The 13,023-nt window shown below is 55.8% G+C and carries 12 protein-coding genes; 1 reads left to right on the top strand and 11 read right to left on the bottom strand.

All coding sequences use genetic code 11. The features are described from left to right. Positions 1 to 54: 54 nt before the first annotated feature. The 4 genes from lpdD to FC18_RS03245 form a co-directional block, all read right to left on the bottom strand. Positions 55 to 474 (bottom strand): prenylated flavin chaperone LpdD, encoded by a 420-nt coding sequence (gene lpdD, locus FC18_RS03230; protein ID WP_054676246.1) that lies wholly within the window; start codon positions 472 to 474, stop codon positions 55 to 57. Beyond that, positions 467 to 1,063, bottom strand: coding sequence for a UbiX family flavin prenyltransferase (locus FC18_RS03235; RefSeq protein ID WP_054676257.1), 597 nt, complete (start codon positions 1,061 to 1,063; stop codon positions 467 to 469). The genes lpdD and FC18_RS03235 overlap by 8 nt, the downstream gene beginning before the upstream one ends. Positions 1,064 to 1,138: 75 nt before the next feature. Continuing rightward, entirely contained in the window at positions 1,139 to 2,614 is a 1,476-nt protein-coding gene (locus tag FC18_RS03240; protein WP_054676262.1) for a UbiD family decarboxylase, read from the bottom strand. Positions 2,615 to 2,740: 126 nt separating this feature from the next. Continuing rightward, complete coding sequence (locus FC18_RS03245; RefSeq protein ID WP_054676265.1) at positions 2,741 to 3,619, bottom strand: LysR family transcriptional regulator; 879 nt, start codon at positions 3,617 to 3,619, stop codon at positions 2,741 to 2,743. 166 nt (positions 3,620 to 3,785) lie between these two features. On the opposite strand from FC18_RS03245, the gene FC18_RS03250 reads away from it, so the two are divergent. Beyond that, on the top strand, positions 3,786 to 4,514 hold the full coding sequence (locus FC18_RS03250) for a DUF554 domain-containing protein (protein WP_054676267.1): 729 nt from the start codon (positions 3,786 to 3,788) through the stop codon (positions 4,512 to 4,514). A 41-nt stretch (positions 4,515 to 4,555) separates the two neighbouring features. On the opposite strand, the gene FC18_RS03255 is transcribed toward FC18_RS03250, so the two are convergent. The 7 genes from FC18_RS03255 to glyQ form a co-directional block, all read right to left on the bottom strand. Beyond that, complete coding sequence (locus FC18_RS03255) at positions 4,556 to 5,350, bottom strand: Nif3-like dinuclear metal center hexameric protein (RefSeq protein ID WP_054676270.1); 795 nt, start codon at positions 5,348 to 5,350, stop codon at positions 4,556 to 4,558. Continuing rightward, positions 5,343 to 6,044: a tRNA (adenine(22)-N(1))-methyltransferase gene (locus FC18_RS03260; RefSeq protein ID WP_056975443.1), complete on the bottom strand. Its 702-nt coding sequence runs from the start codon at positions 6,042 to 6,044 to the stop codon at positions 5,343 to 5,345. The genes FC18_RS03255 and FC18_RS03260 overlap by 8 nt, the downstream gene beginning before the upstream one ends. Before the next feature lie 14 nt (positions 6,045 to 6,058). Continuing rightward, positions 6,059 to 6,595 (bottom strand): GNAT family N-acetyltransferase, encoded by a 537-nt coding sequence (locus FC18_RS03265; protein ID WP_054676271.1) that lies wholly within the window; start codon positions 6,593 to 6,595, stop codon positions 6,059 to 6,061. A 164-nt stretch (positions 6,596 to 6,759) separates the two neighbouring features. After that, positions 6,760 to 7,866: an RNA polymerase sigma factor RpoD gene (gene rpoD / locus FC18_RS03270; protein WP_056975444.1), complete on the bottom strand. Its 1,107-nt coding sequence runs from the start codon at positions 7,864 to 7,866 to the stop codon at positions 6,760 to 6,762. A gap of 31 nt (positions 7,867 to 7,897) precedes the next feature. After that, positions 7,898 to 9,805, bottom strand: coding sequence for a DNA primase (gene dnaG / locus FC18_RS03275; RefSeq protein ID WP_056975445.1), 1,908 nt, complete (start codon positions 9,803 to 9,805; stop codon positions 7,898 to 7,900). 161 nt (positions 9,806 to 9,966) lie between these two features. Beyond that, on the bottom strand, positions 9,967 to 12,021 hold the full coding sequence (gene glyS / locus FC18_RS03280; RefSeq protein ID WP_056975446.1) for a glycine--tRNA ligase subunit beta: 2,055 nt from the start codon (positions 12,019 to 12,021) through the stop codon (positions 9,967 to 9,969). A 1-nt stretch (position 12,022) separates the two neighbouring features. Beyond that, a complete protein-coding gene (glyQ, locus tag FC18_RS03285) occupies positions 12,023 to 12,925 on the bottom strand; it encodes a glycine--tRNA ligase subunit alpha (RefSeq protein ID WP_056975447.1) in 903 nt (300 codons plus the stop codon). Positions 12,926 to 13,023: the final 98 nt, after the last annotated feature.

Consider the following 13,023-nt stretch of genomic DNA (forward strand, 5'->3'; position numbering starts at 1 on the left):
CTCAAGTTGAATGCAAAAAATGGTCGCGAACAGAGTCGCGGCCATTTTTTTGTATTAGTGATTGTGGTTTTTCCCGGGTGCAAACCGTTCCGTAATTTCGGCGGTCGGGTGCGCAGTAATCCAGGCCCGAATCTGTTCGCCGAGCTGCCGGGTCATCTTACCCGCCGCCCGCATCTGCACCGGCGTGATTGCGTTCACGTGCATGCCGCTGACGATGATGGCGTTGTTTTCCAGCACCGGTTTGATGATTTTGGCGATACTGCGCGTCAAGGCGCCTTCTTCGTGGTGGTGTCCTGGCCGGCTCGGCAGCGCGATGGTCTGCTCATCCCCATTAGCCTGCACCGTGGTCACGACGCCATAGTGCGGCACGTCCCCACCAATGATTTCAATTAGCAGGTCGCGGCTTTCCCTGGTGACGCGGGCGGTAATCGTGTAGCCTGCCTGCGTCACCGCAAATTCAGCATTTTCAGTCATTACGGGCAGCCACCTTTGCACTGGCCATGCCGTCCCAGCGGGGGCTGAGTTCGTTGTCGATACCGAGGTGGTCGAGCAGTTTTTCGGTGGTGTGGTTCACGATGTCCGCAATCGTCTTGGGCCGGTTGTAGAACGCGGGAATCGGCGGAATGATTTCCACGCCCATCTCCGCGAGCGTCAACATGTTGCGGAGATGGATCTGGTTAAACGGTGACTCCCGCGGAACCACGATGAGCGGTCGCCGTTCTTTGAGCGTTACGTCGGCGGCGCGGCCGACTAAGGTGTCACCCATCCCCGTGGCGATGCTCGCAATGGACTTCATGCTGGCGGGCACGACAACCATGCCGTCGTGCCGGAACGAACCACTGGCGATGCGCGCACCCATATCGCGTTCATCGTACGTGTAGTCGGCCAGGGCCCGCACATCCGCTAATGTGTAGCCGGTGGCCTCGAGCGCCAAGTTTTCCTTCGCCCACTTGCTCATCACCAGGTGGGTCTCCACTTCCGGATTATCCGCCAAAGCTTTGAGTAGTGCTAGTGCGTAAATCGTGCCGGACGCGCCGGTAATCCCAATCACAATTTTTTTCATCGTTGCCTCCTAATCTTCACTATGTATGGCAAAAGCGCACCGCATGCAGCGGGCCGCTTTTGCTCAGGGCGCGGATTACTTCAAGTAGTCGCGCCAGTTAGGCATTTCCTTAAATGGCGCCCGCACGAACTGGTCCTTCATGTCGTACGGGAAGGTGCCGTCCAGAACGAGCTTGGAACTCATCCCGCGTTGGCGAATCCGTGCCGGGTCGTATTCTGGCCGTTCGGACGGATCCAAGGGGTGGTTCCGCAAACCTTCAAGCACCATGATGTCCTTGTCGGCCTGGAACCGCGTGTTCAGGGTCCACATCACGTCGTTCATGTCGAAAATATCGACGTCTTCATCAACCAGGATGACGGTCTTGAGTTCCTTGAACGCGGAGAACGCCAGCAGGGCTGCTTGGCGCTGAATCCCCTCGTCGTTGATATCGTCCTTGTGAATCTGCATGATGGTCATGAGCTTACCGCCACCAGCTGGTGGGTTGTAAACGTTCTTGACCTTCCCGGGGATGGCGCGTTCCACCAGGCTCATAATTGAAGCTTCAGTGGGAATTCCGGCCATGGAGACGTGTTCTTCAGAGGGGCCAATCGTCGTTTGGACAATCGGGTTGTCCTGACGGTGGGTCACCGCCTTAATCTTAACCACGTGGACTGCGGGGTTCGCCGTCCCGTTGTAGCCAGGAAATTCGGGCATGGCAAAACCGGAGTTCGTGTTAATGTCTTCCTGCATGGACGTGTTCGGCATGATTTCCGCTTCGATAATCCATTCGGCGCGGGCAATCCCGGTCTCGTTCACGGCGACACCCTTAACCAGTTCAACGGGCGTGTTGCGGATTGAGCCGGCAATGTCGAGTTCGTCGTAGCCAAGTGGTGTCGTCGGTGGCTCGAAGGTGACGGCGACCGGAATGACGGGGTCCATGCCGATGTTGATAGTAATTGGCATTGGCTTGTCGATGGATTCGTATTCCTTCAAGAACGCACCGATGTGGCGACCACCAGGCATGATGTACATGCCAATGGTGTCCGCATCTTCCAGGACCATGCGGTGAATGGTGACGTCGTGCATCTTGTTGTCGGGGCTGGAACCGCGGACGACCCCCATCGTGATGTAGGGACCAGCATCATCGGGCGTGTTGGTTGGCGCCGCGAGCAGCTTGCGGATGTCAAAGTCGGCGTCGGTCGCCAGGTGCACAACTTCCTGTGCGGGCGCATCTTTCCGGTCCACGATGACCGGCTTGATTGGTGTCTGCACCGCTTCGTTCAGGTATTGCCCCAGTGTGTGCCAGTCGTGGTGCATGATGGCCCCGACGCGCTGCCGGCTGGCCAGTGCGCCAATGAGCACGCGGGAGCCCTTGAACCCCTTAACGTTGTTGAACATCATTGCGGGCCCTTCCTGGGTTGGCCGCTTGACCGTGCCTCCAGCACCGATGTAGCGGTAAACACCGGACAGGTCGGCTTCCGGGTCGATTTCCAGGTCGGTTTCGTGGTATTGCCCGGGCATTGCTTTGAGTTCTTCAATAACACTGCGCAGGTCGTATTTCGTTTCAACCATGTGAATTCCTCCGTTCAAAATTAACTTACGAATTCATTATGCAGCGCCAAGATTTGGGCGGAAATTCAAAAACACGCGCCTATTATTCGGAGTTGGAATAATGGGTGCGTGCGGTCAGGTGAAGGTTTAGGCAAATTTGTGCGCGAGGAACTGCCACAGCTGCTCGCTGGCGGGAGCGTGGTGGCCCGGCTTGCGGGCAAAGACTAGCTGGCTGGTGACTTGTTGCCGCAGCGGCACCTTCACCAGTGCAGGGTGATTTTGCAGACTCGCACTTTTAGCCATTAGGACACCGATACCCATACCGGAATTCACCAGGTCAAGGATCAGGTCAATGCGTTCGCCGTTGTACGTAATCTCTGGCCGAAAGCCGGCAAGCTGGGTGAGGGCTAAAAACGGGCGGTACATATTGGAAGTTTCGCCGAGTACCAGGAGGTTGTCGCTGGCAAGTTGGCCGAAATCGATGGCCTTTGCTTTGGCCAGCGGGTGGTCGCGCGGCATAATTGCCACGAAGGCGTCGGTTTCGGTGGGAATCTGTTCGAGGTCGCTATCTTCCCCACTAAACGTGCGCGTGAAGATGATGTCGGTGGCGCCGCGGTCAAGTTTGCCGCGCAGATTGTTGCTCTCCTCGTCCTGAATCTGCAGCTGCAATTCCGGGTGCAGCTGGTGGAAACTGGTCAGGGCCGCCAGTGCGTGGTAGTTGGCAATTGTTGGAATCGTGCTGACCCGCAATTTACGCTCATCTTGGTTCTGGGCAACCTCAATTGCGTTGCGAATGCCCCGGTCGTCGGCCACCAGGTTGCGCGCCGGATTCAGCATTGCCTGCCCCGCCGCGGTCAGCTCCACGCTGTGCTGGGTGCGGGCGAACAACTTGACCCCGAGTTCTTTTTCCAGGGACTGGATGTGCTTTGAGACGGTTGCCTGGGTCAGGTACAGATTTTCCGCGGTGGTCGTGAAACTGAGCGTTGCGGCCAGGTCGACGAACGTGGTGATTTTACTAGTATCCATTGGGTGCCTCCAGTATTTGCGGGAATGATTGCTGTTATTATATACCATTTATGCCTATTTGGAATATCAAAATGAGGCATGTGAATTGCGACCCGGGTTTGTTTCCCGTAAACTACCAACATGTTGAACACGTACAAGCGTGTGACTGAAGACGGAGGAAATTATAATGCCAACTGGTGTGATTGTTAACGCACTTGCCACCCTGCTCGGAGGAATCTTCGGCGCGCTCGGGGGTCACCTTTTTTCAGAGGATTTTAAGGACAAAATCAACATGATCTTCGGTGCCTGTTCTATGGGGATGGGGATTTACGCTATCGCCCCGATGAAGAACATGCCGGTGGTCATCTTCGCCGTCATCATCGGGACGGCATTCGGCCTGCTGATTCACCTCGGCGACCGGATTGACGACGGTGCGCGCCTGATGCAAAAAGGAATTGGCCACATCATCAAGACGAAGCCGGACATGCCGGAAAAGGAATTCACGGCAACGCTGGTCACCATCATCGTGCTATTTTGTGCTAGCGGCACCGGGATTTACGGCGCGCTGACCAACGGGATGACCGGGGATGCGACGATTTTGATTTCTAAGTCCATTCTTGATTTCTTCACCGCAGCCATCTTTGCCATCAACTTGGGGTACGTGGTGGCACTGATTGCCGTGCCGCAGTTCATTATTTTGTACATCTTGTTCTTGCTGGCCGGGGTCATCTTCCCCCTCACCACACCAACAATGATTTTCGATTTCAAGGCTGCTGGCGGATTCCTGATGCTCGCCACCGGGTTCCGGATGATTAAGGTTAAGATGTTCCCCACTGCCGACATGATTCCGGCGATGGTGCTCGTCATGCCGCTTTCGTGGGCGTGGACGAACTGGATTGCCCCACTACTAAAGTAACTAAACAGGGTCAGACGTTTACGCGTCTGGCCCTGTTTGGTTTATAAATAAGTGAATGGATCGGTGTCTAATTGGGAAACATCGATTTCAACCTGCCAGTTATCAGTACGGTTGCGGGCCTCCAGGATGGCGGCGAGGTGAGTCTTCATCACGTGTTCGACGTGGTGGCCCACATCAAGGACAGCCACGTTACTCTCCAGGATGTCGTGGCCGGTGTGGTAGCTAACATCGCCGGTGATGTAGACATCCGCGCCCGCCTTTTGCGCATCGACATACGCGTCGGCGCCAGAGCCCCCCAGAATTGCGATGGTGCTGACGCTTTGATCGGGGTCCTTGGTAATCGCCCGCACTCCGTGGAGATTCCAGGTGGCCTTGCACGCTGCGGCCAATTCGCGAATGGTCATTGGCGCCGGCAAATTGCCGATGCGGCCCATCCCCTGCAGTTCGCCGGCATCAATAAAGGGGACGACGTTTTGCAGGTGCAAATCTGCGGCGAGCCAATCGTTCATGCCCGGATTGGCGTTGTCCAGGTTCGTGTGCGCGCCAAAAACGCCAATGTTGTGCCGCAGCAGTTGGGCGTACATGGCGTTTTGCGGGTTGCGTTCGTCGAGGTTCTTCGCCGGGCGAAAGACCAGTGGATGGTGGGCAACAATCAGATCGTAGTTGCCCGCAATTGCTTCCTCGACCACGGCTGGGCGCACGTCGAGGGTGACCAGAACGCGGTGAACCGGGTTGTCCGGGTTGCCCAGCTGCCAGCCGATTGGATCGCCGGGCACTGCCAGTGCGGCCGGCGCGTAATCGGTCACGGCAGACACAATCGTTAATGCGTTAGTCATGGGCCAGTTCTTCTTCCACTAATTTGAGTTCAGCCTTAACCGCCGCCATTTTGCTGTCCTGGTTACTCTGGGCTGATTGCAAGCCAGCTAATGTCCGCGTGAGGGCTTGCTGCTGGCGGTGCAGTTCACTGATGAAAATCGCTGACCGCTGCTTACGCAAGATGGGACCAAATTCGATGTCAGCCTTGGTGTACGGCACATCGGGTTTGGTGCGGCCCGCAACCATGACGGTATATACATGCCCTTCATCTTCAAGCATGGTTTCCGCCACAATCCCGTAGTCGTTGGTGCTCAGCCACTGACGCACCATGGGCACGTCGCGGTGGGGGCTTAAGACTAGCGTTTCGGTGCCATCCAGATGGTCACTCCCCCGTTCCAGAATCTTGGCGATGAGCTCACCACCCATGCCGGCAATCACGACCGTGCTGATGCTGTCTTCCGGCTTGATGCCTTCGAGTCCATCTGCCAGGCGCGTTGTAATTTTGTCACTCAGGCCATTTTCCGCAATGTTCTGCTTGGCGATGTTCAGGGGGCCAACGCCGACGTCCGCGGCCAGCGCGAAGTCGATTTTGCCTGCTTGGGCTAAAGCCATGGGCAAAAAGGCGTGGTCGGTCCCGATGTCCGCAACGCGTTCGCCCGCATCAACGTAGTCCGCGATTGCTTGCAGCCGTTTGCTTAAATGAATAGATGCCATGATGATCTCCGTTTCTAGTTGTTCTGCGCGAACCATTCGTCGCGCAAAACACCGTACTTCACTGAATCCCAGTACTTGCCCTGCCAGTAGCGCACCTGGCGCACCCGGGCTTCTTGCTGCAAGCCGAGGTGTTCCGCCAGACCAATCATGCGCTTGTTGCCGGACCAGGTTGTGAGCCCGATGTGGGGCAGGTTAATGTGGTTGAAGAGGTGGGTAATCCAGAGCTTGAGTGCGGCACGGCCGATACCCTGGCCCCAGTAGTTTTCGTCGTACACGGTGATACCGACGTCGAGCCACCGCAGCAGCGCCCCGTCGTCGAAGTAGGCGGAAACCATTCCCACCATGTGGTCGTCTACCCAGATGACCTGCCGATTGGGGTTATCTTGGTACTTATCCACGCCGAGTTCCGTTAGAAATTCACGTCTGGTGGGCATTTGGTCGTGGAAGTACGGACCATTCCATTGGGCCCACTCAGCCTTGGGGTTACTGAAAGCGAGCTGCCAAAATTCGGGTAGCTCGTCGTGTGTGAGCGGCTTTAAAGTGATTTCCATGTTTGTCCTCCTTGAAATGTTGCACCTAGGGCCAATTATACATGGAAATGCAATTTTCTGCTTGAATCAAGTGTCACACACTCGCGATGATTTCACTTTTTTGCCGCAAAAAAATCCGCGCAGCATGCTCGCTGCGCGGATTTTGTGTTGCTATCTGGACTTAGTTATTCCAAGAAGTCCTTAAGCTGCTTGGAGCGACTTGGGTGGCGCAACTTCCGCAGCGCCTTGGCTTCAATCTGGCGAATCCGTTCACGGGTCACACCGAAGACCTTCCCCACTTCTTCCAGGGTCCGGGTCCGGCCGTCATCCAGGCCGAAGCGCAGCCGCAGAACGTTTTCTTCACGTTCGGTCAGCGTATCGAGCACAGATTCGAGCTGTTCCTTGAGCAACTGGTAGCTGGCGTGGTCTTCGGGGCTCGTAGCGTCGGCGTCTTCAATGAAGTCACCGAGGTGCGAGTCATCCTCTTCCCCGATAGGCGTTTCCAGGGAAACTGGTTCTTGAGCAATCTTCAGGATTTCCCGGACCTTTTCGGTTGGGATGTCCATTTCGGCCCCAATTTCTTCAGGTGTAGGTTCACGCCCGAGATCTTGGAGGAGCTGCCGCTGAATGCGAATCAACTTGTTGATGGTTTCAACCATGTGGACGGGAATCCGGATTGTCCGAGCCTGGTCCGCGATGGCACGCGTAATCGCCTGACGAATCCACCAGGTTGCGTACGTGGAGAACTTGAACCCTTTCCGGTAGTCGAACTTCTCGACGGCCTTCATCAGCCCCATGTTCCCTTCCTGAATCAGGTCCAGGAACTGCATCCCGCGACCAACGTAACGCTTGGCGATGGACACAACCAGACGGAGGTTGGCTTCGGCGAGGCGCTGCTTGGCTTCTTGGTCACCCTGCTCAATCTTGAGGGCGAGGGCAACTTCTTCGTCCGCGGTCAGCAGGGAAACCCGTCCGATTTCCTTCAGGTACATGCGCACGGGGTCGTTAATCTTCACGCCGCTTGGGGCGGACATGTCGCTGAGTTCCTTCTTGGAAACCTTCTTCGTCTTGGCGATTGCGGCTTCGGCTGGTTCACCCTTCTCGTCGACAATACTGATGCCCTGGTCTTCAAGGTGCTGCATCAGAGAATCGACCGCTTCACTCTTTAGTTCAAATGGCTTAACCATTTTGTTCGCCAGGTCATCGGTGGAAATCTGCTTTGCGGGCTTGTATTCCTTAATCAATGCCTTGAGTGCAGACGTAAATTCTTTTTCTTGATCTTTTGCTGCCATTTTAATTCCTCCGATTTCTAGTGGGACTGAATTAATTGTTTTCATCCTGCTTCTGGCGCATCAGCACAATGTACTGTGTTGCCAGTGCGGTTTGTTTCGCTTTATCTCCGAGCCGTTTAGCTTGGTTCATCTGGGCCTTTACTGCTTCCAGCCGCACGGACACGTCGCCGAGGTTAATCACCTGGATTAACTCATTAACCGTGAAGTCGTTCAGCGGCGGCAACGCCAGCGCGATGATGGTGGTGGCCAAATCTGCCATGTCGGCGGTTAGGCCACTGACAAACCCTTGGTAGTCGGGCATCATCCCCACGGTTACGGGGTTTGCCTGCAGGTATGTGCGCCAAGCATCAGCAAGTTGCTGGCACCCAGTGCTCAGGAACGTGACTGAGGCATCCTGCAACTGCAGCGCGGTTTCCGCGTCCGTGAACGCGTAATGGAGCAGCGCCCGTTCAGCACGGTCATAACGGGACAGTCGGGCCGGCGCGGCGGTTTCTGGCGCGTTCCAGAGGCCATTATCACCGACTGGCGGCTCTTCGGCACTGGCGGGCGGAATATCCGCGTCCCCTGGCCAATTGGCGTCTGCCGGATTAACTGGTGCGCCGCCGTAATCTGCGGTGTAATCAATCCGGTCATGCGCCGGTGCCGGGAGGTTAGCCAGCTGCTGGTTCAACGCGTCTAGCGGAATTGCGGTTTGCTCCGCGATTTGCTGTAAGTACACCGTCCGGGCGACCGCGTCTTGTTCCCCGTTGACCACCTGCAGTGCATCACTGACGTACTGCAACTTCGCGTGGTCATTGTTCATGTCCACCCCGGAAGCCAGATGGTGCAGGCGGAAAGCCGTTGGCGTGAGCACTACTTTGAGCTGCTTGCTGAAAGCGTCGGCGCCCCGGGCCTGGATAAACTCGTCCGGGTCCAGATTGTCGGGTAAGAACGTCACGCCGACGTCGAGCTTGGTGCCGGCAAACATGCCGAGTGCCCGCTCAATCGCCTTTTGCCCAGGCGCATCCCCATCGTAACAGATGGTGACCTTGTCGGCATGACGCGCGATACTAGCAACCTGCTTGGCCGTCAGCGACGTACCCATCGAGGCAATCCCGTTATGGACGCCAGCTTGGTAGGCTGCGATAACGTCCATGTAGCCTTCAAAGAGAATCAGGGACTTATCGTTAACCTCTGGTGCAGTCAGCGCCTTGTCCAGGTTGAACAGGACGTTGCTCTTGTTGAAAATGATGGTTTCGGGACTGTTTAGGTATTTTGCCGTCGTTTTGTCGGCACTCATTGTGCGGCCCGAAAAGCCAATCGTCTCCCCGCGTTCATTGGTTAACGGAAACATCACGCGGTTGGTGAAGCGCGCGTACAGCTGCCCCCGGCTGTGATCCGTGAAGAGGCCAGTTAGCCGCTGGTCTTCCCGCGAAACATCTTGGCCAGTCAGGAAGTTCACGAGCACAGCACCGTCATCTGGGGCAAAGCCGAGATTGTAGGCGTTAATCGTGTCATCCGTCAGCCCCCGCTTGTGCAGGTAGGCCAGTGCTTCTTGGCCACTATCGGTGTTTACCAGCAAGTGGTGGCAAAATTCGGTCACCTGCGCCAAGATTTGCTTCTGCTTGCGCGCTGCCGGATTCTCCCGTGGTGCGTTATTGTCATCGATTGCAACCGGAATGCCGGCGTAATCAGCGACTTTTTTCACCGCGTGGATGAAGTCGAGGTGATCATACTCCATGACGAACCCGAACACGTCCCCACCGCGGGAACAAGAAAAGCACTTGAACAGCTGTTTTGATTCCGTCACGGTGAACGACGGCGTGTTTTCGGGGACAAATGGACACAGACCGAATAAGTTTTGACCACGTTTTTCCAGCGCCACGTATTGCCCGATGTAATCGGCAATGTTGACGGCATTACGAATCTCGTCAATTTTCTCCTCTGATACTCTCGCCACGAAACACACCTCCAATCCGGACGGTAAGCAAAAAGTGTACCCATTTCTGGATACACTTTTGCACACCAAACTGCGTAAAAGCGCAACTTATATTATAGCGCCACAGCTGGTTCTTTTCAAATTTTCACGCACATATTGACAAAACTTTTTATATGCGCAGTTTACTTAGCAATAACCACGGTCAGATCACCGAAGCGGCGGGTAATGTTGGCCAGCCGGTTCAACTCAGCCAAACGGTTCGTGCGCACAGCTTCGTCATCAGCCATGACCATCGTGGCGTCAAAGTAGGCGTTGATGGTGCCGGTCAAGTTGCTGAGCTGACCGAAGAGACTGTCCAGGTCGGCCTGCGCGTCTACCGCGTCGATTGCTGCGTGCAAGGCGCCTTCGCTGTCGTTGTCGAACAGGTCGGGGTTAACGGTTGCGTCAACTGGGTTCTTGGCGGCAATCCGCACAACCCGCGTGAGGGCTTCCATGTGGTCCTTGAAGTCTGCCTTGTCCGCATTTGCGGTGAGCGTTGCGGCTGCGGCAACTTCAGCCGTCACGTCAGCGGCACCCATTGTGGTGACCGCGTCAATAATGTCGTGCCGCACGTGGCGCAGCTGCAGGAGCTGCCGGACCCGGTCCTGAATGAAGGCGGTCACTTGCGCTGCGTTCTTCGTGTAATCGAGGCCAGCGTCTTGCTGAGCGGCCTTGAGCTGGGTGGCAATGAGCATCTGGAGGAGGTCCAGTGGCAAGGAAACGTGCGCGTGGTCGAGCATGCGCACAATCCCGTAAGCCTGGCGCCGCAGTGCGTATGGGTCGTTGCTCCCACTAGGAATCATGTCGACGGCAAAGAATGACAGCAAAGTGTCCAGCTTGTCGGCCATGGCGAGGACGGTCCCCACCTTGCTTGCTGGCAGGTCACCTTCTGCGGAGATTGGCATGTACTGTTCGCCGAGCGCCTGAGCGACGGTGGCATCTTCACCCTTGATGGTTGCGTAGTGTGCAGCCATGGTCCCCTGCAATTCGGCGAATTCGCCGACCATGCCGGTTACCAGGTCGAACTTGTAGATGGAAGCAGCGCGCTGCAGATCCTTCTTCTCGGCTTCGGTGAGGTCAAAACTAGGCGCGAGGATGGCACTGATGGTCTGGACGCGGGACATCTTGGCCGCCAATGAGCCGAGCTTTTCGTGGAAGGAAACGTTCTGGAGCTTAGCCACGTATTCTTCGATGCTCTTCTTCTGGTCTTCAGCGTAGAAGAATGCGGCGTCTTCGAGACGAGCGGTAAGTACCTTTTCGTTCCCGCGAATAACGTTGTCCATGTGCTCGGAGTTACCATTGCGCACCCCGATAAAGACGTTCACCAGCTTGCCGGCGTTGTCGCGGGCATAGAAGTAACGCTGGTTATCCTTCATGGAGGTAATCAGGACTTCTTCCGGAATCTGCAGGTACTTAGCGTCAAACTTACCGGTGAAGGCAGTTGGCCATTCAACCAGGTTGTTCACTTCTTCCAGCAAGTCGGCATCAGGATCAACCTGCCAGTTGTTGGCGTCAGCAATGGCCGCAATCTGGTTGCGAATCAGGTCCTTGCGTTCAGCGGGGTCAACGATGACTTTCTGGGCGCGCAGAGCTTCAACGTAGTCTGCGGGGGTGCTAATGGTTGTGTCCTGACCCAAGAAGCGGTGTCCCGCCGTCTTGTTGCCGGCCTTTACGTCCAGCAGCTGCATTGGGACAACTTGGTCATCAAGCAGGCTCACAATCCAGTGCACGGGCCGAATGAATTCGAAGTCGTACTTGCCCCAGTGCATCCAGGTTGGGAAGGTCAAACTCTTAACGACGTCAATCAGACCGCTCAGGATTTCGGCGGCAGGCTTGCCGGCGATTTCCTTGTGCAGGTAGACGTATTCGGTGCCCTTAATGTCCTTAAAGGTGATGTCATCGACGGTCATGCCCTGGCCGCGGGTGAACCCCATTGCGGCCTTGGACCAATTGCCTTCCTTATCGAGGGCGATTTTCTTAGCGGGACCCTTAACGTCTTCAGAAATATCATCTTGCTTAGCGGCCACATCATCAATGATGAGCGCCAGACGCCGGGGCGTTGCGTACTTGCTGATGGTGCCAAAACCAAGCTTAGCATCCTTGAGGTACTTAGCGGTCTTGTCCGCCAGCTGGTTCAAGCTAGGCGTTACCACGTGGGCAGGCATGTCTTCTAGGCCAATTTCGAGTAAATACTGCATGTTATTTGTCCTCCGTTACTTGGTCGTCGTGCAACAGTGGGAAACCAAGCTTCTTGCGTTCCTCAACGAAGGAGCGCGCGACCTTGTGCGCCATCTTGCGGATGCGGCTGAGGTAGCCGGCACGTTCGGTCACGGACACGGCACCGCGGGCATCCAGCAGGTTGAAGGTGTGGCTGCACTTCAGAATGTAGTCGTAGGCTGGGTGGACCAAACCGAGATCCATCAGGCGCCATGCTTCCTTCTCGTAGTCGTTGAAGAACCGCAGCAGCATGTCCTGGTCGCTTTCTTCAAAGGAGTACTTGGAGTGTTCGTATTCTGGTTCCTTGAAAATATCGCCGTAGTAGACGCCATCGCCCCATTCGAGGTCGTAAACCGAGTTCACATCCTGAATGTAGCTAGCCAGCCGTTCAACCCCGTACGTGATTTCACTGGTGACTGGGGAAACTTCTAGACCACCGACCACCTGGAAGTACGTGAATTGACTAACTTCCATGCCGTCGAGCCAGACTTCCCAACCAACACCGGCGCAACCCATGGATGGGTTCTCCCAGTTGTCTTCAACGAACCGAATATCGTGTTCGAGGGGGTCAATGCCGAGTGCACGCAGAGAATCCAGGTAGTATTCCTGGATGTTCTTTGGTGATGGCTTCATCACAACCTGGAACTGGTGGTGCTGGTACAGCCGGTTAGGGTTGTCCCCATAACGGCCGTCAGCTGGCCGCCGTGATGGTTCTACGTAGGCAGCGTTCCACGGTTCTGGTCCGATTGCACGCAGGAAGGTGTATGGGCTCATCGTCCCCGCACCCTTTTCGGTGTCGTAAGCTTGCATGAGCATGCAGCCCTTGCTTGCCCAGAAGTTCTGCAGCGTTTGGATCATGGTTTGAACATTCATTTTCTTGACCACGATGTACTCTCCTTTAGATATCTTGATATTGAATCAACTAGACGAACGAAAAAAGCGCCTCTATGCCAAATCATGGCATAGGGACGCTCGCGCGCGGT

Origin of the sequence: Lacticaseibacillus sharpeae JCM 1186 = DSM 20505, from assembly GCF_001436225.1 — a bacterium.
GTDB classification, from domain to species: domain Bacteria; phylum Bacillota; class Bacilli; order Lactobacillales; family Lactobacillaceae; genus Lacticaseibacillus; species Lacticaseibacillus sharpeae.

Bases quoted from the DNA above. Each gene is read 5' to 3' on its own strand.
- glyS (WP_056975446.1), bottom strand. From the start codon at position 12,021: ATGCAGTATTTACTCGAAATTGGCCTAGAAGACATGCCTGCCCACGTG.
- FC18_RS03255 (WP_054676270.1), bottom strand. From the start codon at position 5,350: ATGACTAACGCATTAACGATTGTGTCTGCCGTGACCGATTACGCGCCG.
- FC18_RS03235 (WP_054676257.1), bottom strand. From the start codon at position 1,063: ATGAAAAAAATTGTGATTGGGATTACCGGCGCGTCCGGCACGATTTAC.
- FC18_RS03265 (WP_054676271.1), bottom strand. From the start codon at position 6,595: ATGGAAATCACTTTAAAGCCGCTCACACACGACGAGCTACCCGAATTT.
- FC18_RS03260 (WP_056975443.1), bottom strand. From the start codon at position 6,044: ATGGCATCTATTCATTTAAGCAAACGGCTGCAAGCAATCGCGGACTAC.
- FC18_RS03250 (WP_054676267.1), top strand. From the start codon at position 3,786: ATGCCAACTGGTGTGATTGTTAACGCACTTGCCACCCTGCTCGGAGGA.
- rpoD (WP_056975444.1), bottom strand. From the start codon at position 7,866: ATGGCAGCAAAAGATCAAGAAAAAGAATTTACGTCTGCACTCAAGGCA.
- lpdD (WP_054676246.1), bottom strand. From the start codon at position 474: ATGACTGAAAATGCTGAATTTGCGGTGACGCAGGCAGGCTACACGATT.
- FC18_RS03245 (WP_054676265.1), bottom strand. From the start codon at position 3,619: ATGGATACTAGTAAAATCACCACGTTCGTCGACCTGGCCGCAACGCTC.
- FC18_RS03240 (WP_054676262.1), bottom strand. From the start codon at position 2,614: ATGGTTGAAACGAAATACGACCTGCGCAGTGTTATTGAAGAACTCAAA.